14 protein-coding genes are annotated in these 20,568 nt (G+C 69.6%); 6 read left to right on the top strand and 8 right to left on the bottom strand.

The annotated features are described in order from the left end of the window. Positions 1–87: 87 nt before the first annotated feature. A complete protein-coding gene (gene dnaE, locus ACFT9I_RS27455) occupies positions 88–3,633 on the bottom strand; it encodes a DNA polymerase III subunit alpha (RefSeq protein WP_382568516.1) in 3,546 nt (1,181 codons plus the stop codon). Between the two features lie 273 nt (positions 3,634–3,906). Between dnaE and ACFT9I_RS27450 the strand changes: the two genes are divergently transcribed. The 4 genes from ACFT9I_RS27450 to ACFT9I_RS27435 all read left to right on the top strand — a co-directional run bounded on the left by ACFT9I_RS27450 (position 3,907) and on the right by ACFT9I_RS27435 (position 8,597). After that, the gene (locus tag ACFT9I_RS27450) at positions 3,907–5,241 is read left to right on the top strand and encodes a DUF2252 domain-containing protein (protein ID WP_382568514.1); all 1,335 of its coding nucleotides are present in this window, start codon (positions 3,907–3,909) and stop codon (positions 5,239–5,241) included. 92 nt (positions 5,242–5,333) lie between these two features. Further along, entirely contained in the window at positions 5,334–6,026 is a 693-nt protein-coding gene (locus ACFT9I_RS27445; RefSeq protein ID WP_382568512.1) for a hypothetical protein, read from the top strand. Between the two features lie 103 nt (positions 6,027–6,129). Further along, positions 6,130–6,945, top strand: a complete 816-nt coding sequence (locus ACFT9I_RS27440) for a DsbA family protein (RefSeq protein ID WP_382568510.1) — start codon at positions 6,130–6,132, stop codon at positions 6,943–6,945. A gap of 77 nt (positions 6,946–7,022) precedes the next feature. Next, on the top strand, positions 7,023–8,597 hold the full coding sequence (locus ACFT9I_RS27435) for a protein kinase (RefSeq protein ID WP_382568508.1): 1,575 nt from the start codon (positions 7,023–7,025) through the stop codon (positions 8,595–8,597). An 18-nt stretch (positions 8,598–8,615) separates the two neighbouring features. Here ACFT9I_RS27435 and ACFT9I_RS27430 read toward each other — a convergent pair whose 3' ends face one another. Then, on the bottom strand, positions 8,616–9,197 hold the full coding sequence (locus ACFT9I_RS27430; RefSeq protein WP_382568506.1) for a dienelactone hydrolase family protein: 582 nt from the start codon (positions 9,195–9,197) through the stop codon (positions 8,616–8,618). Positions 9,198–9,241: 44 nt separating this feature from the next. Here ACFT9I_RS27430 and ACFT9I_RS27425 point away from each other — a divergent pair, with 44 nt between their 5' ends. Then, a complete protein-coding gene (locus tag ACFT9I_RS27425; RefSeq protein ID WP_382568504.1) occupies positions 9,242–10,387 on the top strand; it encodes a mechanosensitive ion channel family protein in 1,146 nt (381 codons plus the stop codon). Between the two features lie 78 nt (positions 10,388–10,465). Here the strand turns inward: ACFT9I_RS27425 and ACFT9I_RS27420 are convergent, their stop codons facing one another. The 6 genes from ACFT9I_RS27420 to ACFT9I_RS27395 form a co-directional block, all read right to left on the bottom strand. Beyond that, positions 10,466–12,052 (bottom strand): Na+/H+ antiporter, encoded by a 1,587-nt coding sequence (locus ACFT9I_RS27420; RefSeq protein ID WP_382568502.1) that lies wholly within the window; start codon positions 12,050–12,052, stop codon positions 10,466–10,468. Positions 12,053–12,193: 141 nt separating this feature from the next. Then, positions 12,194–13,264: a glycoside hydrolase family 5 protein gene (locus tag ACFT9I_RS27415; protein WP_382568500.1), complete on the bottom strand. Its 1,071-nt coding sequence runs from the start codon at positions 13,262–13,264 to the stop codon at positions 12,194–12,196. Between the two features lie 200 nt (positions 13,265–13,464). Then, the gene (locus tag ACFT9I_RS27410) at positions 13,465–13,983 is read right to left on the bottom strand and encodes a GNAT family N-acetyltransferase (protein ID WP_382568498.1); all 519 of its coding nucleotides are present in this window, start codon (positions 13,981–13,983) and stop codon (positions 13,465–13,467) included. Then, entirely contained in the window at positions 13,980–14,924 is a 945-nt protein-coding gene (locus tag ACFT9I_RS27405) for an RluA family pseudouridine synthase (protein ID WP_382568496.1), read from the bottom strand. Before ACFT9I_RS27405 ends, ACFT9I_RS27410 begins: the two co-directional genes overlap by 4 nt. A gap of 69 nt (positions 14,925–14,993) precedes the next feature. Then, complete coding sequence (gene lspA / locus ACFT9I_RS27400; RefSeq protein ID WP_382568494.1) at positions 14,994–15,554, bottom strand: signal peptidase II; 561 nt, start codon at positions 15,552–15,554, stop codon at positions 14,994–14,996. 58 nt (positions 15,555–15,612) lie between these two features. After that, a complete protein-coding gene (locus tag ACFT9I_RS27395) occupies positions 15,613–16,410 on the bottom strand; it encodes a TraR/DksA family transcriptional regulator (RefSeq protein WP_382568492.1) in 798 nt (265 codons plus the stop codon). Positions 16,411–17,050: 640 nt separating this feature from the next. Between ACFT9I_RS27395 and ileS the strand changes: the two genes are divergently transcribed. Next, positions 17,051–20,209, top strand: a complete 3,159-nt coding sequence (gene ileS / locus ACFT9I_RS27390) for an isoleucine--tRNA ligase (RefSeq protein ID WP_382568490.1) — start codon at positions 17,051–17,053, stop codon at positions 20,207–20,209. The last annotated feature ends 359 nt before the right edge of the window (positions 20,210–20,568 follow it).

Below are 20,568 nucleotides of genomic sequence, written 5' to 3'. Positions count from 1 at the left end.
GGATTCCCGGGCGTGCCCCTCTGCGTATGTGTACGCCTGCGGCGCGTACGCCTTCGACAGGTACGCCTGCGATGCGTACGCCGGCGGCTATCCCGCCAGGCAGGCCGGTCCGAGCAGCACCTTCAAGTCGCCGAACAGCGCCGGGTCGGGCTGCACCCGGTGCCGGTCGAGCCGCAGGACGGTGGTCTTGCGCGCGCCCTGAAGTTTGATCCGCACCTCGGAGTTGCCCCGGTGGTGGCTGAGGATCTCGCCGAGCCTGCTGACCATGGGCGGGGTGAGCTTCACGGTGGGGATGGTGATGGTGACCGGCGCGTTGGTTCCGGCGGACGACAGGTCGGGGACCTGGAGCTCCATCGCGACGAGGCGCGGGATGTCCTCGCGCTTGTCGAGGCGGCCCTTGACGAAGACGACGGTGTCCTCGACCAGTTGGGTGGAGACGAGCTGATACGTCGCGGGGAAGAACATGCACTCGATCGAGCCCGCCAGGTCCTCGACGGTGGCGATCGCCCACGCGTTGCCCTGCTTGGTCATCTTCCGCTGGAGGCCGGAGATGATGCCGCCGATCGTGACCACCGCGCCGTCGGAGTGCTCGCCGCCGGTGAGCTGCGAGATCGCCGCGTCGGACTTGTCGGACAGCACATGCTCGATACCGAAGAGCGGGTGGTCGGAGACGTACAGGCCGAGCATCTCCCGCTCCTGCGCGAGCAGATACGACTTGTCCCACTCGATGTCGGAGAATTCGACGTCCAGGCCGAAGCCCGGCTCGGAGGAGTCGTCGTCGCTGTCGCCCATGCCGCCGAAGAGGTCGAACTGCCCCTCCGCCTCCTTGCGCTTGACCTGTACGACGTTGTCGATCATCGGCTCGTGGTGCGCGACCAGCCCCTTGCGGGTGTGGCCCATCTCGTCGAAGGCGCCCGCCTTGATGAGGGATTCGACGGTGCGCTTGTTGCAGACGACCGCCTCGACCTTGTCGAGGAAGTCGGGGAACGTGGCGTACTTCCCCTTCGCCTTGCGCGAGCGGATGATCGAATCGACCACGTTCGTGCCGACGTTCCGGACCGCCGTCAGTCCGAAGAGAATCACGTCGTCGCCCTGCGCGGCGAAGTTCGCGACCGACTCGTTCACATTCGGCGGCAGCACCTTGATGCCCATCCGGCGGCACTCGTTGAGATAGACCGCCGACTTGTCCTTGTCGTCCTTCACCGAGGTCAGCAGCGCTGCCATGTATTCGGCGGGGTAATTCGCCTTGAGATACGCGGTCCAGTAGGTGACGAGCCCGTACGCGGAGGAGTGCGCCTTGTTGAACGCGTATCCCGCGAACGGGACCAGCACGTCCCAGAGCGCCTTGATGGCCTCGTCCGAGAAGTTGTTCTTCTTGGCACCGGCCTGGAACAGAACGAAATTCTTCGCCAGTTCGTCGGCCTTCTTCTTGCCCATCACTCGGCGGAGGATGTCCGCCTCGCCGAGTGAGTAACCGGCGATGATCTGCGCGGCCTTCTGCACCTGCTCCTGATACACGATCAGGCCGTGGGTCAGGCCGAGGACCTCCTTGAGAGGCTCCTCCAACTCCGGGTGGATCGGGGTGATCTCCTGCTGCCCGTTCTTGCGCAGCGCGTAGTTCGTGTGCGAGTTCATGCCCATCGGGCCCGGTCGGTACAGGGCCGAGACGGCGGAAATGTCCTCGAAGTTGTCGGGCTTCATCAGCCGCAGCAGCGAGCGCATCGGGCCGCCGTCGAACTGGAAGACACCGAGCGTGTCACCCCGGCACAGCAGTTCGTACGTCTTGGGGTCGTCCAACGGCAGTGACAGCAGGTCGAGATCGATGTCCTTGTTGGCCTTCACCATCTTGACGGCGTCGTCCATGATGGTCAGATTTCGCAGACCCAGGAAGTCCATCTTCAGCAGGCCGAGCGACTCGCACTGCGGATAGTCCCACTGCGTGATCGTGACACCGTCGCTGTGCCTGACCCAGACCGGCACATGGTCGGTGATCGTCTCGCTGGACATGATCACGCCCGCCGCGTGCACACCCATCTGCCGCACCAGACCCTCGACACCCTTCGCGGTGTCGATCACCTTCTTGACGTCCGGCTCGTTCTCGTACATCCCCCGGATCTCGCCCGCCTCGCTGTAGCGCGGGTGCTTGGGGTCGGTGATGCCGTTGAGGTCGATGCCCTTGCCGAGAACGTCCGCCGGCATCGCCTTCGTGAGCCGGTCACCCATCGCGTACGGGTAACCCAGCACACGCGCCGAGTCCTTGATGGCGTTCTTCGCCTTGATCTTGCCGTACGTCCCGATCATGGCGACCTTGTCGGCGCCGTACTTCTCGGTCACGTACCGGATGACCTCACCGCGCCGACGCTCGTCGAAGTCGATGTCGACATCCGGCATGGAGATGCGCTCGGGATTGAGGAACCGCTCGAAGATCAGGCCGTGTTCGATCGGGTCGAGGTCGGTGATGCCCATCGCGTACGAGACGATCGAGCCGGCCGCGGAGCCTCGGCCGGGGCCGACCGCGATGCCGTTGTTCTTGGCCCACATGATGAAGTCCGCGACGACCAGGAAGTACCCCGGGAACCCCATCTCGATGATGATGCCCATCTCGTACTCGACCTGCTTCTGGCGGTCCTCCGGGATGCCGCCCGGGAAGCGCCTGGCCATCCCCCGCATGGTCTCCTCGCGGAACCAGGTGACCTCGGTGAAGCCGTCGGGGATGTCGAACTTCGGCATCAGGTTCCGCTCCTGGAACCAGCCCTCCGTGTCGATCTGCTGCGCCACCAGAAGCGTGTTCGCACACCCCTCCTGCCACGCGTCCGACGAATCGACCGCATACATCTCATCCGTCGACTTCAGGTAATAACCCGTCCCGTCGAACCGGAACCGGTCCGGATCCGACAGATTCTTACCCGTCTGAATACACAGCAACGCATCATGCGCCGTCGCCTCGTTCGCATACGTGTAATGCGAGTCGTTCGTCACCAGCGGCGGAATCCCCAGCTTCTTCCCCACCTCCAGCAAACCGTCCCGCACCCGGCGCTCGATCTCGATGCCGTGATCCATCAACTCCAGGAAATACCGGTCCTTGCCGAAGATGTCCTGGTAATCCGAAGCCGCCTGCACCGCCTCGTCGAACTGCCCGAGCCTGAGCCGCGTCTGCAACTCACCCGACGGACACCCCGTCGACGCGATCAGACCCTCCGACCACTTCGCGATCGTCTCCCGGTCCATCCGCGGCCACTTCGTCAGCCACCCCTCCGCATACGCGTCCGACGACAACCGGAACAGATTGTGCAACCCCGTCTTGTCGGCCGCCCAGATGGTCTTGTGGGTGTAACCACCCGAACCGGAAACATCGTCACGCTTCTGATGCGGCTGCCCCCACTGCACCTTCCGCTTGTTCCGCCGCGACTCAGGAGCCACATACGCCTCGATACCGATGATCGGCGTCACATCCGCCTTCTTCGCCTGATGGAAGAAGTCGTACGCACCATGAAGATTCCCATGGTCCGTCATCGCGATATGAGACATCCCCATCTCATTGCACGCCTTGAACATGTCCCCCAACCGCGCCGCACCGTCCAGCAGCGAGTACTGAGTGTGGACATGCAGATGCGTGAACGGCGGCTTGGTCACGGCTGAGGCCTCCAGCGAAACGAGCGGACGAGCGAGGGCTGCCCTGGGGGGGACAGCGTCGAAGTCTACGACCGCCCACTGACAATCCGAGCGACGTCCACGTCCGTCCCGGGGCGACATCGAACCGGGGCCACGAACCTCCCGGTCGGCGAGCGCCGGACGGGCACGCACCGGTACCTTCGTGCGTTGCAAGTCACTGACGGCGCCGTCGCCCGAGGCGGGTGGCGTGTCAGTTCATCCGCCCAGTTCGTCATGTTCCAGGAGGCACCACCGATGTCGGTCCCGCGCCCGGTCGAAGCCGTTGACCAGCAGCGAGGGGAGGAGATCCTCGACGTGTTCGGCACCGCCTTCGGTGCCCTGCTCGCCGCGGATCCGGCGGCCTTCCAGGTCAAGTTCCGCAAGATGGCCGCCTCCGCCTTCGCCTTCTACCGAGGCACGGCGTGCCTGTTCTACAACGACCTGGCGCGGGAGCAGCACGCCGGTCCTTACGTGGACGAGCGCACCGGCCGGGTCTGGATCCACGGCGATCTGCACGCCGAGAACTTCGGCACGTACATGGACGCGAACGGCCGGCTGATCTTCAACGTCAACGACTTCGACGAGGCCTATGTAGGACCGTTCACCTGGGACCTCAAGCGGCTGGCCGCCTCCCTGGCGCTGATCGGCTACACGAAGGCCCTCAGCGACGACCAGATCAGCGAGCTGGTCCGGATCTACGCCGCCGCCTACCGCGAGCGGATCCACGCGCTGGCCACGGGCGCGAAGAACGACGAGGTGCCGCCCTTCACGCTGGACACGGCGACCGGCCCGCTGCTGGACGCCCTGCGGGACGCCCGTTCGCTGACCCGCTTCGCGCTGCTCGACTCGATGACCGAGATCCGTGACTTCGAGCGCCGCTTCGCGCCGGGCGGCGGCTCCATCGAGCTGGACGCCGCCACCCGCTACAAGGTCCTGGCGGCCTTCGACGGCTATCTGGAGACCCTGCCGGAGTCCAGCCTGACCCGCCCCGACTCGTACCGGGTGAAGGACGTGGTGGGGCGGCGCGGCATCGGTATCGGTTCGGCGGGCCTGCCCTCGTACAACATCCTTCTGGAGGGCAACAGCGACGCCCTGGAGAACGACGTCGTGATCTACCTCAAGCAGGCGCAGACCCCCGCCGTCTCCCGGCACATCACCGACGAGCAGGTGCGCGGCTACTTCCAGCACGAGGGCCACCGCACGGTGATCTCGCAGCGCGCGCTCCAGGCGCACGCCGACCCGTGGCTCGGCTGGACCGAGCTGGACGGCGCGGGCCAGCTGGTCGCCGAGGTCTCCCCGTACGCGGTCGATCTGGACTGGTCGGACCTGGACGACCCCGCCGAGATCGCCGTCGTCGTCGCCGACCTCGGCCGGGCGACGGCCACGATGCACGGAGCGGCGGACGACGAGAGCGGCCACTCGCTGGTGCCCTTCTCCACGGAGCGGGCCATCGACGCGGCGATCGCCGCCGACGAGGAGGGCTTCTCCGAGCTGCTGGTGGAGTTCGCCCACGGCTACGGAGCGCGGGCCCGCGCGGACCACCAGATCTTCGTGGACCTCTTCCGCAACGGACAGCTCGGCGGCAGCTGAGCCGGACCAGCGGCCCCGCTCCGGCCTGATCGGACCCGTGCCCCGGGGACCTTAAGGACCCCTTACAGGCTCTCGTGGCACACTCGGCGACGATGGACATATCGGCGGCACGGCTCAGAGCGCTGCGGGCGGCATTGTTCACGGCACTGGCCGTGACGCTGTCCGCCGGTTCGCACGTGCTGCTGTCGCAGGCCCCGCTCCCGCTGTCCGTCGTCGCCGTCCTGTGCGCCGTCGTGTTCCCCGTCTCGTACGCCCTCGCGGGCCGCGAGCGGGGCTTCTGGCGCATCGCGGCCCTGCTCGTCCCGCTGGAGCTGGCCGCGGACACCATCTTCACCACCGGCCAGAACGTCTGTTACGGCCCCGCGGGCGGACCCGTCGCCGGATCGCTGCGCTCCGTCGGCTTCGACGTCCTGTGCGGCGGCAGCTTCGGCTCCCCGCTGCCCGGCGTCTCGTCGGTCGCCTCGCCCGAGAACGCGGCGGCCACCCTGCTCGGCTCCCCCGATCCCGCGCTCCCGTGGCTGCTGCTCGCCACGCACGTCGCGATCGGTCTGCTCGCCGCGCTCTGGCTGCGCCGGGGCGAGGCCGCCCTGGCGGGCCTGGTGCGGGCGATCGCCGGCTTCGCCTTCCGGCCGCTGCTGGTCGCGGTCGCCGTGGCCGGCACGGTCCGCCGTACGGTACGGCGCTTCCCGCGCCCCGCCACCCACCCGCGCGCCTCCCGCGCACGCCTGTTCGCGCACTCCGTCGGACGACGGGGACCACCTCGCTCGGCCCTTCTCCCGGCCTGAGCACCACGCCGGCAGCCACTTCCGGCCGCCGTCGGTCCCCCGCGTAAGCGCACACCCCTCCGCGCCCGCGCGTCTCGTTCGACCCCACACGGAGTGACCCACCATGAGCGCACGCAACAGCAACGCCAACAAGGCAGCCGCCCGCGAGCGGCTGCGCGAGGAGCGCGAGCGGCAGGCGAAGAAGGACCGGGCCCGCCGCCAGCTCGTCGTCGCCGGATCCACCGTCGCGATCCTGGCGATCGCCGGGGGTGTCGGCTTCGCCGTCGTCCAGGCGAACAAGCCCTCGCACTGGGAGGCGGCCAAGGACACGAAGAGCGTCACCGCCCCGAAGAACACCTCCGGCACGAACGGCACGACCGTCGTCATCGGCAAGCCCGAGGCGAAGAAGACCCTGGAGCTGTACGAGGACTCCCGCTGCCCGATCTGCGCGACGTTCGAGCAGAAGGTCGGCGCCACGATCCAGAAGGACGTCGACGCGGGCAAGTACAAGATCAAGTACATCGGCGCCACGTTCATCGACAACTCGGACAACGGCGAGGGCTCGAAGAACGCGCTCTCCGCGCTGGGTGCCGCGCTCGACGTGAGCCCCGAGGCGTTCTCGGCGTACAAGACCGCGCTCTACTCGGCGGCGAACCACCCCTCCGAGAGCGACGACAAGTTCGCCGACGACAGCGCCCTGATCAAGATCGCCGACTCGGTGAACGAGCTCAAGGGCAACGCGGCCTTCCAGAAGAACGTCAAGAGCGGCACGTTCGACGCCTGGGCGATGAAGATGTCGGCGACGTTCGACAACAGCAGCGTGGAGGGCACCCCGACGCTCCGGATGGACGGCAAGACCGTCACCGCGGCGGGCAGCGAGAACGCCCCGCAGACCGTCCCGGAGTACACCGCCGCGATCACCAAGGCGCTCGCGGGGTGACGGCGCGGCGTCACCGCGGGGCAACCAAGAGGTAACAGCGTGCGGGCCGCCCCACCTCGGCCCGTACGCTGACCCGCATGACCGGGGGCGACGCGAACAGGATCATCGACGGGCGGTTCGAGCTGCTGGAGCGGCTCGGCAGCGGCGGCATGGGCACGGTGTGGCGGGCACGCGACGCCGTGCTCCACCGCGAGGTGGCACTGAAGGAAGTACGGTCCCCCGACCCCGCGTTGACGGCCGCCACGCCCCACACCGCACACGTGATGCGCGAGCGGGTGCTGCGCGAGGCACGGGCGTTGGCGCGCATCAGCCACCCGCACGTGGTGACGATCCATCACATCGTGGACGTGGACCCGCATCCGTGGATCGTCATGGAACTGCTGCCCGGCGACACGCTCCAGGACCGGCTCGCGCGGGGCGCGTTGCGTCCCGTGGACGCGGCCAGGATCGGCCGTCAGGTGCTGTCCGGGCTGCGGGCCGCCCACGCGGTCGGCATCCAGCACCGCGACGTGAAGCCGGCCAACGTCATGCTGCGCGAGGACGGCGGCGCGGTGCTCACGGACTTCGGCATCGCGGCCCTCCAGGGCTCGACGTCACTCACGGCGACCGGCGAACTGGTCGGCTCACCCGAGTACTTCGCCCCGGAGCGCATCCGCGGCCACGACGACGACCCCGTGTCCGACCTGTGGTCGCTGGGGGTGATGCTGTACGTCTGCGTGGAGGGCGTCAGTCCGCTGCGCCGCGCGACGACCCTGGCGACGCTCGCCGCCGTACTGGACGAGCCGGTGCCGCCGCCCGTACGGTCCGGGCCGCTCGCTCCCGTACTGAACGCGCTGCTGGTACGCGACCCGGCCGCGCGGCCCGACGCCGCCCTGCTGGACCTGATGCTGGCCCAGGTCGAGTCGGGCACCACACCGCACTGGGCGCTGCCGACCCTCACCGCCGCCGTGCCGCCGGGCCCGCCCGCCGACGCACGCCCGGTGACGGACGACGGGGCCGCCACCACGCGGCGGGAGCCGGCCGCCCCCGCGCGGAGCGGCCGTACGCCGATGGCCGTCGCCGCTGTCTCCGTGGCCGTGGCGCTGGTGGCGGCGACCGCGCTGGTCTACGCCCTCCGGGACGACGGGGGCTCGCCGTCCGCCGAAGGGAAGGGCGGGACGAGCAACCCCTCCGCCCGGACTTCGACAGAGGCGCCCAGCTCTGACGCGACAACACCTTCGGCGACCCCGAAGACGGACGACACCGATATCGACAGCGGCAACAGCGGCAGCGGCAGCGGCGGCGACACCGGCGACGACGAACCGTCGAGCGACGACCTGACCGGCAACTGGGTCGCGCAGCTGGCCTCCACGGAGAAGTCCGCGGGCGCCGGCGCCCGCGACAAGCAGGCGGCGGCCCTGCGCGGCAAGGGCATCACCAACGCCCGGTACCTGGACAGCGACGACCACGCCTCGCTGAAAGCGGGCTACTGGATGTTCTACGTCTCCGGCTTCGGCAGCGGCTCGCACGCCGTCGCCTGGTGCCGCACCCGCGGCCTCGACTCGAACAACACCTGTGTGGGCCGCTACATCAGCGACGACGCGAACGACCGGCAGTATCTCTGCAGCCCGACGCCGGACGGCGGCACCACGGGACGCTGCACCCGCGACTGAACGACGGCCGACAGAGATCTACGACTGATCGCCCAGCGACTCGATGAAGGCCAGCCCCGTGCGCCAGGTCTGCTCGGCGGCCGTCTCGTCGTAGTCCGGCAGGCCCGGGTCGGTGTACAGGTGCCCCACACCCCGGTACCGGTAGATCTCCACGTCCGCCCCGACCTCCCGCATCCGCAGATACCAGGCGTTCAGCCAGTCGTGCGGCTCGGACACGTCCGGGTCGGCGACATGCAGTTGTACGGGCAGGTCGTCCACCGACGCGTTCTCGGCGATGTCCGACGTGCCGTGCATCAGCAGCAGCCCGCGGGCCTTCGAGTCCCCCAGCGCCAGCGTCTGCGCGACGGACCCTCCGAAGGAGAATCCCGCGTACACCAGACCGCGCTCCGAGTAGGGCGCCACGGCGAGGACGGCGCGCCTCAGCAGCTCGTCGGAGCCGATCTTGTCCTTGAGGTCCCTGCCCTCCTCCGAGGTTTCGACGGTTTGGCCCTCGAAGAGGTCGGGCACGTGCACGTGGTGTCCGGCAGCGCGCAGCCGTTCGGCCCCCGCGTGCACCGCCGGGCGCAGCCCGTAGAAGGAATGAAAGAGAACGACGTCCATCCGCCCATCCTGCCAGGTGGGCCCCCTCGTCCGAATCCGGAGCCATGGAGAACGTACTGCGACCGTTGACCGTGCTGGGTGGCGCAGTCGTCCTGACGCTGCTGCTCGGCTGGGTCGTCGACCTGCTGCTGCGCCGCGCGGACGCCCGGCACCCGGAAACCCCGCTGTGGGGACTGCTGCGGCGCTGCCGGCTGCCGCTCCAGGTCGTCGTCCTCACCGCCCTGCTGCGCGCCACCTACCGCGAGACCGGTTGGTGGGTCGTCGAGAACCACCGGTCCGGTATCGGCCGCGCGCTGACGCTGATCCTGATCGGGGCCGGCGCCTGGCTGGTCGTACGCATCGTGTCGGCCACCGTGGAGTCGACGTACGCCCGCTACGCGACATCGGCCCGCGACCGGGCGAAGGTCCGCCGGGTCCGTACGCAGGTGACGCTGATCATGCGGATCGTGACGGCGGTGGTCATCGTGGTGGCGGTCGCCGCGATCCTGCTCACCTTCCCCAGCATGAAGACGATCGGTACGTCGATGCTCGCCTCCGCGGGCATCATCGGCATCGTCGCCGGTGTCGCCGCGCAGTCCACGCTCGGCAATCTCTTCGCCGGCTTCCAGATCGCCTTCGGCGACATGGTGCGGATCGGCGACACGGTCGTGGTGGACGGCGAATGGGGTGTGGTCGAGGAGGTCACGCTCACCTTCCTCGCCGTACGCACGTGGGACGAGCGCCGGATAACGATGCCGGTGTCGTACTTCACGAGCAAGCCGTTCGAGAACTGGTCGCGCGGCGGGGTCCAGATGACCGGCACGGTCTTCCTCCAGCTCGACCACTCGGCGCCGGTGGGGCTGATGCGCGAGAAGCTGCACGAGATCCTGCGGGACTGCGCGGCCTGGGACGGCCGGGACTGGAGTCTGGCCGTCACGGACACCACCCCGAGCACCATCGAGGTGCGGGCCGTCGTCACGGCGAAGGACGCGGACGACATCTGGACGGCGCGCTGTGCCGTGCGGGAGCAGCTGATCGCGTGGCTGGCCGAGGAGCATCCGTACGCGCTGCCGCGCATCGCGACCACCCAGGCCGCGGTGCTCCCGGCCGGCGGGCCGAACGGCGCCGTGGGGTACGTCGCACCGAACCACACGCCCGATCCGGCGATCACCGAGAACGCCGACGGCGACCCGCGCACCGGCCGCGGCTGACCGGCGGCCGAAGAGACGCCGGGCCGAAGAGACGCAAGGCCGAAACGCCGAAGCACCGAAGCACCGAAGCGGCCGACGTCACCGCATGCTGCGTACGTCCAGATATCTGAGCACCCGGTCCACCACTTCCGGGTTCGCGTTCGGTTCGCTGCGCGCCGCGAGCACCTCGTGCCGGGCCGCCGACATCATCTCGCGCTGGATCCGCTGCATGGTCTTGACCCGTTGGCTGCGCTTGGCGAACCAGTCGCGCCGCTCGTCGTCCACCACGTCCGGGCTGATCCTCGCCCCGATGTCGAACGCACCGCGCGCCAGCCGCTCGCTCAGCTCCTCGGGCAGGTCCTCGACCTCCTCGATCTCCTTGAGGCGGCGCTTGGCCGCTCTCGCGGCGCGCACCGCCAGCTCGTGCTCGAAGCCGCGTTCGGCCTCGGTGTCGGCGCGTACGCCGAGGCGCTTCACCAGCCACGGCAGGGTGAGCCCCTGGAAGACGAGCGTCGTCATGATGACGGCGAAGGCGATGAAGATGATCACGTCACGGCCGGGGAAGGGCGTCCCGTCGTCGGTCTCCAGGGGGATGGCCAGTGCCAGCGCGACCGAGGCCACCCCGCGCATCCCGGCCCACCACATGACGACGGTCTCGCGCCAGCTGACCGGGATCTCCTCGTCGTAGTCCCGGATTTTGTGCAGCCGTTTGGTGACCCACACGGCGGGGAGCAGCCAGAGCAGCCGTACGCCGACGACGACCCCGACGACCGCGGCCGACCAGCCGAGTGTGGACCCCAGGTGGCCCTCCGCCCGGCCGAAGGCGTTGTGCAGTTCGAGCCCGATGAGGCCAAAGGCGATGCCGGTGATGAGGATGTCGACGATCTCCCAGAAGGTGTTCCCGGCGAGCCGTCCCATCACGTCGTCGGCGTCGGCGGTGTGTTCGGCGAGGAAGAGCGCGGTGGTCAGGACGGCGAGGACGCCGGAGCCGTGCAGTTCCTCCGCGAGTACGTAGCTGACGAACGGCACCAGCAGGCTCAGGCCGACCTGGAGGGGCGCGTCGCCGAGCAGTGCCATGAGCTTGTTGGAGAGCCAGGCGAGCGCGACTCCCACGATGACGGCGACCACGGCGGAGAGCACCAGCGTCCCGGCCGCGCTCGGCCAGGAGAAGGTGCCGCTGACCACCGCGGCGATGGCCACGTGGTAGAGCACGATCGCCGTGACGTCGTTGAACAGCCCCTCGCCCTCCAGGATGGAGACGAGCCGGCGGGGCAGTCCCAGGGACCCGGCGACGGCGGTCGCGGCGACCGGGTCGGGCGGTGCGACGAGCGCGCCGAGGACGAACGCGGCGGCGAGCGGGAGTCCGGGGACGACGGAGTTGGCCACGCTCGCCACCGCCGCCATGGTGACGAAGACCAGCGCCACGGCGAGCAGGAAGATCGGCCGCAGATTGGCGGTGAACTGCCGCCAGGAGGTGCGCTGTACGGCCGCGTACAGCAGGGGCGGCAGCAGCAGCGGAAGGATCAGGTCCGGCGGCACGTCGATGTTCGGTACGAAGGGCAGCAGCGCCAGGACGATCCCGAGGATGGTCATCAGCACGGGCGACGGCAGGTTGAGCCGCTCCCCGAGCGGCACCGTCACCACGGCGCCCAGCAACAGCACGAGCAGCAGCGCCAACTGGGCCACGGGGCGCCCTCCGGAGTCGTGAGCCCTGACGATCAAGGCCCCTCAACCCTGCCACGGCCACCGGCGAATCCACCCGAGGCGCTGCTCCTCGCGGCCCGCTTCCGGACCGCGAGGAGACGTTTCGCCGGTGCGCGCCGGCGACTACTCGCGGATCCGGTCCCGGATCCAGACCCCGGCCTCCTTGAGCACGCCGGTGCCCGAGAACTTCCCGGAGTTGCAGGAGCCTTCCTTGAAGACGGCTCCGGAGCGGTTGTCGTCGGAGTAGTTCCAGTTGGTCCAGGAGATGTTCTTCCGCTTCATCAGGTCGAGGAAGCGCTTCGACTGGGTGAAGTCGTTGGCGCCCTCGCCCGCGTAGTTCTGGGTGCCGAACTCCGTGACGAAGACGGGCAGTTTGTCCGACGCCCGGTCGAGCGCCGACAGGTATTCGTCCCGGTGCGACGCCGCGTAGAAGTGGAAGGTGTACATGATGTTGGAGGCCTTGACGGGGTTGTTCACGACCTCCTTCTCGTCGGCGCCGTCGGAGACGCCGAACGAGGACCAGGCGCGGGTGCCGACGAGGACGACCGCGTCGGGGTCCTGGGCTCGGATGACCGGAATGATCTTCTCGGCGTACGACTTGACGGTCGACCAGCTCACGTCGGACGGCTCGTTGGCGATCTCGTAGAGGACGCCGGGGCTGTCCTTGTACTTCTTCGCCATGGCGGTGAAGAAGGTCTTCGCCCGTTCGAGGTTGAAGTTGGGGTCACCGGGGCTGAGCATGTGCCAGTCGATCACCGCGTACATCCCGCGCTTGTTCGCGCCGTCCACGAACTTCTGGGCGAGCGAGGTGAAGCGCGCCGGGTCGGTCTGGTAGCCGCCCTCCTGCACGTACGTGGAGACGCGCAGCACGTCGGCCTGCCACTCGTTCGCGAGGACGTCGAGCGAGCCGTCGGTGACGCACTGGGAGTACCACTGGGTGCCGTGCGTGCTCATGCCGCGCAACTGGACGGCCTGGCCCTGGCTGTTACAGAGCTTGGTGCCGCAGACCTTGAGCTGGCCGTTGTCGCTGATCGGGGAGGCGACGCCGGTGGGTCCGGCGGTGCCTGTCGGTGCGGTGGCCGCGCCCGCTTGTACGGGGGACAGCATGGCGGTGACGACGCCGAGCGCGGAAAGGGCGAGGAGTGCCTTACGACCGCGGCGTCCTCGGGCGGGGGAGGCGGGGGACTTGGACATGGGGTGGTGCTCCCTTCGGGTGGGGTCCGGTACGGGAGAGCGACTGTCAGAGGCATGACAGCAAGTGAGTGAAAGTTAAGGTTCTTTCCAATCACCGTCAAGAGTGTTGGGAAAGTTTCCTAACGATTCGCCCGCAGAGGCTACCCATGTCCATCCGCCCGCCCCCGCCACCTCACATCCCCGGCCTCCCCCCGGCCCCGCTACAGCACGCGCCGCATCCCCCGGTGCGGGATCCCCACCGAGTCGTACTCCGCGCCGTACGCCTCGTAGCCCAGCCGCTCGTAGAACCCCAGCGCCCGCGTCTGCGCGTGCAGATCCACCACGAGCAGCCCGCGCTCCCGCGCCAGCTCCTCGACGGCCCTCACCAGCGCGACACCGATCCGAAGACCGCGCGCCTCCTCGACCACCGCGAGCCGGCCGAGCGCGCCCACCGTCGGATCGCCGTCGGTCCGGTCCGCCGCCTCCGGCCCGTGGAGCAGTCTCGACGTACCGAGCGGCAGCCCGTCGTCGCGCACCGCGAGCACATGCGCGGCGGCCGCGTCCAGGGCGTCGTGGGCGTCGAACTCCAGGTCGGCGGGCACCTGTTGCTCCACGACGAACACCCGCCTGCGGACCACGAAGCAGGCCTCACGGTCGGCCGCGCCCGTGGCGGACCGGATCTCGTACGCCACACCGTCGAGCCCCGCGCCGGCCCGGGTCTCCCCCGCGCCGGCGGTCATACGTTGCTCTCGGCGCGCACCTTGTCCAGCGCGTTCTGCAGATCGTCCGGGTAGGTGCTCTCGAACTCCACCCAGCGGCCGTCCGACGGGTGCTCGAACCCCAGCTTCATCGCGTGCAGCCACTGCCGGGTCAGCCCCAGCCGCTTGGCCAGCGTCGGGTCGGCGCCGTACGTCAGGTCGCCCACGCACGGGTGGCGGTGGGCCGCCATGTGCACCCGGATCTGGTGGGTGCGACCCGTCTCCAGCTTGATGTCCAGCAGCGAGGCGGAGCGGAAGGCCTCGATCAGGTCGTAGTGCGTGACCGACGGCTTGCCCTCGGCGGTCACGGCGAACTTGTAGTCGTGATTCGGGTGCCGCCCGATCGGGGCGTCGATGGTGCCGCTCATCGGGTCCGGATGGCCCTGCACCAGCGCGTGGTAGCGCTTGTCGACGATCCGCTCCTTGAACTGCGCCTTGAGCGAGGTGTACGCGCGCTCCGACTTGGCCACGGCCATCAGCCCGGACGTGCCGACGTCCAGCCGGTGCACGACGCCCTGCCGCTCGGCGGCGCCGGACGTCGAGACGCGGTAGCCGGCGGCGGCGAGACCGCCGATGACGGTCGTGCCCGTCCAGCCGGGGCTCGGGTGCGCTGCCACGCCGACGGGCTTGACGACCACGACGATGTCGTCGTCGTCGTACACGATCTCCATGCCCTCGACCGGCTCGGCCACGACGCGCACGGGGGCGGCGGGCTCGGGCATCTCCACTTCCAGCCAGGCGCCGCCACGCACCCGTTCGGACTTGGCGACCACAGCGCCGTCGACCTGCACCTTCCCGGCGGCGGCCAGCTCGGCCGCCTTCGTACGGGAAAACCCGAACATGCGGGCGATGGCGGCGTCGACACGCTCGCCCTCAAGGCCATCGGGAACGGGCAGGGTGCGGATATCGGGAACGGTGCTCACCCGTCGAGTATGCCTTGCCCGCACCGCTTGACCGCCCACGGACAGCGGGCACGGCCCCTGGGGAGGGCGTCAGTCGCGGTGGACGGTCCCGTCGGGGTCGAGCCCGCGGAAGGACAGGATCACGATCAGGAAGCCGCCGCAGACGATCGCGGAGTCGGCGAGGTTGAACACCGCGAAGTTCGCCGGCGCGATGAAGTCCACGACGGCGCCCTTGAACACGCCCGGCTCACGGAAGATCCGGTCGGTGAGATTGCCGAGCGCCCCGCCGAGCAGCAGACCGAGCGCGACGGCCCACGGCCCGCTGTAGAGCTTGCGGGCCAGTCGCGCGATCACCACGATCACGGCCGCCGCGACGAACGTGAAGAAGACGGTGTACGCCTCGCCGATACCGAAGGCCGCGCCCGCGTTGCGCACCGCCTCGAACTTCAGCAGATCACCGATGACCTCGATGGGCTCGTGGTGCTCCAGTTTCGCCACCACGAGCATCTTGGTGCCGAGGTCGAGCAGATAGGCGACCAGCGCCACGGAGAAGAGCGCGACGATCTTGCGCTTTCCCCGGACCGGCTCGGCGGGAGCCGCGCCCTCGTCGTCAACATCTGGCGTACCGATGACGCGCTCCGCCTCTGCCACGTGAGTCCCTCAAGTTAGATCCCGACTAGGGACGAGGGTACGGCACACACGTACGGTCTCAGCCGCGCCTTTCCTGCTTCTGCTTGTCCTCGACACACAGCGTGGCCCGCGGGAACGCCTGCATCCTGGCCTTGCCGATCGGCTTGCCGCAGACCTCGCAGAGGCCGTACGTACCGGCGTCGAGGCGCAACAGCGCCCGCTCCGTCTGCTCGACCATCTCGCGGGCGTTCGCGGCGAGGGACATCTCGTGTTCGCGGGTGATGTTCTTGGTGCCGGTGTCGGCGTCGTCGTCGCCCGCGCCGTCGCCGGAGTCCCGCATCAGTCCGACGAGCGCCTGCTCGGAGGAGGCGATCTCGGCGTTCAGCCGGGCCGCCTCACTCTCCAGGCCGGCCCGCGCCTCGGCGACCTCCGCCTCCGTCCACGGATCCTCGCCGGGCCGTACGGCCAGTTCCCCGGCCTGTGTGACGCCGCGCGCCGGGGGCACCGCGGTCGCCGTGCCGCCCGTGGCCGCCGCCCTCTTACCCGCTGTCTTCTTCGCTGCCACCGTCTTGGCTCCCGTCTGTTCCGCGGCCTCGGCCGCCCCCACGGCCGCGGACGCGGCCTTTTTCGCGGCCTTCTTGGCGGCTGCCTTCTTAGGAGGCGCCGTCTTCCTGGCCGCGGTCTTCTTCGCAGGTGCCTGGTGCTCCGGCTCGGCCGCGGCGGTCTCCTCCGCGGCCGGTGCGTGCGTCGCCGGTGTCTCTCGCTCCGGTGCGTTCGTCGCCGACGTCTTCTTGGCAGCGGCCTTCTTGGTCGCTGACTTCTTCACAGCCGCTTTCTTGGCCGCTGTCTTCTTCGCGGCGGTCTTCTTCGCCACCATGCCGCGGCCCCTTCACATTTTGTGATCTTGCACGCGAGTCGTGCTGGGACGATAAATCGACACCAGCCACGCGGCAACGGGGCACGCCGCCGGTGGGACCCGCCTCCGCCGGTGACAAGGCGAGCCTCCATCGGTTGTGCCCAGCTCCCCGCCGGGTAATCCGCCGCGGGGGCCGCTCGGGGAAGTCCGCGGGGCCCGCCGGACCATTCGGGTCAGCGGCGGGGCCGTACGCCGCACAGGCCGCGCTCCCGCCCCGCGGACGGCCCCGGCGGCGCGCGCGGGCCCCGCGCCGGACCCGCGCCGGCCCCGCCGCGGCCCGGAAAAACGGTCGGCCACGCCTGTCGTCGCGCCGTACACTGGCCCCAGCGAGAGGCGTGGATGGGGACGAGTAGCTCCGAGAGCGGCCATGAGCGACCCGGGGACGGTGCGAGCCCGGGGGCACGGCGCGGAGCGAAGCATCACCCCGGAGCCGCCGGAAGAAAGCCCTGGCAGTACGCGGGGCCGTAGACCCGGCAGCGCGACCCCAATGAGGGGGCCGAGGGCGGCGACGCCCGGGGCCAAGGAGGGTGGTACCGCGGGAGCCGCAGGCTCTCGTCCCTCCGACGGAGATGCCGCAGTTCCGTTGGAGGAGTTTCAGCCCATGACGCCACCGCAGTACAGCCAGGTGCCCGCCCAGGTCGACCTGCCCGCGCTCGAACACGCCGTGCTCAGGTTCTGGCGCGAGAACAAGGTCTTCGACAAGAGCCTGGCGCAGTCCGAGGGCCGCCCCGAGTGGGTCTTCTACGAAGGCCCGCCGACCGCAAACGGCATGCCCGGCGCGCATCACATCGAGGCCCGCGTCTTCAAGGACGTCTTCCCGCGCTTCCGTACGATGCGCGGCTACCACGTCGCGCGCAAGGCCGGCTGGGACTGTCACGGCCTGCCCGTGGAGATCGCCGTCGAGAAGGAACTCGGCTTCGCCGGCAAGCAGGACATCGAGAAGTACGGCATCGCGGAGTTCAACGAGAAGTGCCGCGAGTCGGTGACCCGGCACACCGACGCCTTCACCGAGCTGACGACCCGCATGGGCTACTGGGTCGATCTGGACGACGCGTACCAGACGATGAACCCGGAGTACATCGAGTCCGTCTGGTGGTCGCTGAAGGAGATCTTCAACAAGGGCCTGCTCGTCCAGGACCACCGCGTCGCCCCCTGGTGCCCGCGTGACCAGACGAGCCTCTCCGACCACGAACTGGCGCAGGGCTACGAGACGATCGTCGACCCGTCCGTCTTCGTCCGCTTCCCGCTGACCTCCGGACCGCTGGCGGGCGACGCGGCCCTCCTGGTCTGGACGACCACGCCCTGGACCCTGGTGTCCAACACGGCGGTGGCCGCGCACCCCGACGTCACGTACGTCGTCGCGACGAACGGCACCGAGAAGCTCGTCGTCGCCGAGCCGCTGCTGGAGAAGGCACTCGGCGAGGACGGCTGGGAGCTGACCGGCGAGCGGTTCACGGGCCGCGAGATGGAGCGCTGGACGTACGAGCGCCCGTTCTCGCTCATCGAGTTCCCCGAGGGCTCGGAGGCGCACTACGTCGTCAACGCGGAGTACGTGACGACGGAGGACGGTACGGGTCTGGTCCACCAGTCCCCCGCGTTCGGCGCGGACGACCTGGTGGTCTGCAAGGCGTACGGCCTCCCGGTGGTCAACCCGGTCCGCCCCGACGGCACGTTCGAGGCGGACGTGCCGCTGGTCGGCGGCGTCTTCTTCAAGAAGGCCGACGAGGCGCTCACCGCCGACCTGGCCGCGCGCGGGCTGCTGTTCCGTCATGTCCCGTACGAGCACAGCTATCCGCACTGCTGGCGCTGCCACACGGCCCTGCTCTACTACGCGCAGCCGTCCTGGTACATCCGGACAACCGCCGTCAAGGACCGCCTCCTTGAGGAGAACGAGAAGACCAACTGGTTCCCGGACTCGGTCAAGCACGGCCGGTACGGCGACTGGCTGAACAACAACGTCGACTGGTCCCTGTCCCGCAACCGCTACTGGGGCACCCCGCTGCCCATCTGGCACTGCGAGGACGGGCACCTCACATGCGTGGGCTCGCGCGCCGAACTCACCGAGCTGAGCGGCGAGGACCAGTCGTCGCTCGACCCGCACCGCCCGTTCATCGACGCGGTGACGTTCCCCTGCCCGACCTGCGGGGAGACCGCGACGCGCGTCCCCGAGGTCATCGACGCCTGGTACGACTCCGGTTCGATGCCGTTCGCGCAGTGGGGGTATCCGTACAAGAACAAGGACCTCTTCGAGAAGCGCTACCCCGCGCAGTTCATCTCGGAGGCCATCGACCAGACACGCGGCTGGTTCTACACGCTGATGGCCATCGGCACGCTCGTCTTCGACAAGTCCTCTTACGAGAACGTGGTCTGCCTCGGGCACATCCTCGCCGAGGACGGCCGGAAGATGTCCAAGCACCTGGGCAACATCCTCCAGCCGATCCCGCTGATGGACCAGCACGGAGCGGACGCGGTGCGGTGGTTCATGGCGGCGGGCGGCTCGCCGTGGGCGGCGCGGCGGGTCGGTGACACGACGATCCAGGAGGTCGTCCGCAAGACGCTGCTGACGTACTGGAACACGGTCGCCTTCCAGGCGCTGTACGCGCGCACGTCCGGCTGGGCGCCGTCCGCGGCCGACCCGGCGCCGGCCGAGCGGCCCGTGCTCGACCGCTGGCTGCTGAGCGAGCTGCACGCGCTGGTCGACCAGAGCACGAAGGCGATGGACGCGTACGACACCCAGCGGATCGGCAAGCTGCTGTCGGCGTTCGTCGACGACCTGTCCAACTGGTACGTACGCCGCTCCCGCCGCCGCTTCTGGCAGGGCGACAAGGCGGCGCTGCGCACGCTGCACGAGGTCGTCGAGACGGTCACCCGGCTGATGGCGCCCCTCACCCCGTTCATCACCGAGCGGGTCTGGCAGGACGTGGTCGTCCCGGTCACGCCCGACGCGCCGGAGTCGGTACACCTCTCGTCCTGGCCCGAGGCGGACCTGTCGGCGATCGACCCCGCGCTGTCCCGCCAAATGGCGCTGGTACGGCGGCTGGTGGAGCTGGGCCGCGCGACGCGGGCCGAGTCGGGCGTGAAGACGCGCCAGCCGCTGTCCCGCGCGCTGGTCGCGGCGACGGGCTTCGAGACGCTGTCGCCGGAACTGCGCGCGCAGATCACCGAGGAGCTGAACGTCTCGTCGCTGGCGTCGCTCGCAGATGTCGCCCCGGCGGGTGGCGGCTCGCTGGTCGACACGACGGCGAAGGCGAACTTCCGGGCGCTGGGCAAGCGGTTCGGCAAGGGGGTCCAGGCGGTGGCGAAGGCGGTCGCCGACGCGGACGCGGCGGCGCTGTCCGCGGCGCTGCGGGACGGAACGGCGTCGGTCACGGTCGACGGCGAACCGGTCTCCCTCGCCCCGGACGAGGTGATCATCACGGAGACGCCCCGCGAGGGCTGGTCGGTCGCGTCCGACTCGGGCGCGACGGTGGCGCTGGACCTGGAGATCACCCCGGAACTGCGCCTCGCGGGCCTGGCCCGCGACGCGATCCGCCTGATCCAGGAGGCCCGCAAGAACAGCGGCCTGGACGTCGCGGACCGTATCGCGGTGCGCTGGTCCTCTTCCACGCCCGAGACGCACTCGGCCCTGTCGACCCACGCGTCACTGATCTCGGACGAGGTCCTGGCGGTGGACTTCACCCCGTCGCCCCCGGACGCGACGTTCGGCCCGCCGTTCACGGACGAGGGCCTGTCGCTGACGTTCCACCTGCGCAAGGTCTGACGGCGGGGGGCGGGCCGCTGCGCGTGCCTGCTCCCCAACCCCGCCCCTTCCCGAAACCGGGGGCGGAGCCCCCGGACCCCCGACGACCTCGGCCCTGACGGGCCGGGGGCGCAATTGTTCGACGCCGCACGCCGGTTGGGTGCGGGGCCTGTGTGACCTCGGCTGCCCGCCGCGATGCGGCGGTCAGACCCGTACCGGCGTGTGCCGCGCAGTGGCAAAGAGTCAAGGCCCGGCCCGCCAGGGCCATGGGCCTCAGGGGGCCCGGGGGCCCCGCCCCCGGTTTCGGGAAGGGGCGGGGAGGGGGAAACGGCCCGCGCAAGCGGAAAAAGGGCCGGGCCCGGGGTGTGGTACCCCGGGCC

The sequence above is a fragment of the Streptomyces sp. NPDC057137 genome (assembly GCF_042670825.1).
GTDB lineage: Bacteria > Actinomycetota > Actinomycetes > Streptomycetales > Streptomycetaceae > Streptomyces.
This window is presented reverse-complemented; position numbering and strand designations above follow the sequence as displayed.

Bases quoted from the DNA above. Each gene is read 5' to 3' on its own strand.
- ACFT9I_RS27450 (WP_382568514.1), top strand. From the start codon at position 3,907: ATGTCGGTCCCGCGCCCGGTCGAAGCCGTTGACCAGCAGCGAGGGGAG.
- ACFT9I_RS27445 (WP_382568512.1), top strand. From the start codon at position 5,334: ATGGACATATCGGCGGCACGGCTCAGAGCGCTGCGGGCGGCATTGTTC.
- ACFT9I_RS27440 (WP_382568510.1), top strand. From the start codon at position 6,130: ATGAGCGCACGCAACAGCAACGCCAACAAGGCAGCCGCCCGCGAGCGG.
- ACFT9I_RS27435 (WP_382568508.1), top strand. From the start codon at position 7,023: ATGACCGGGGGCGACGCGAACAGGATCATCGACGGGCGGTTCGAGCTG.
- ACFT9I_RS27430 (WP_382568506.1), bottom strand. From the start codon at position 9,197: ATGGACGTCGTTCTCTTTCATTCCTTCTACGGGCTGCGCCCGGCGGTG.
- ACFT9I_RS27425 (WP_382568504.1), top strand. From the start codon at position 9,242: ATGGAGAACGTACTGCGACCGTTGACCGTGCTGGGTGGCGCAGTCGTC.
- ACFT9I_RS27415 (WP_382568500.1), bottom strand. From the start codon at position 13,264: ATGTCCAAGTCCCCCGCCTCCCCCGCCCGAGGACGCCGCGGTCGTAAG.
- ACFT9I_RS27410 (WP_382568498.1), bottom strand. From the start codon at position 13,983: ATGACCGCCGGCGCGGGGGAGACCCGGGCCGGCGCGGGGCTCGACGGT.
- ACFT9I_RS27395 (WP_382568492.1), bottom strand. From the start codon at position 16,410: ATGGTGGCGAAGAAGACCGCCGCGAAGAAGACAGCGGCCAAGAAAGCG.
- ileS (WP_382568490.1), top strand. From the start codon at position 17,051: ATGACGCCACCGCAGTACAGCCAGGTGCCCGCCCAGGTCGACCTGCCC.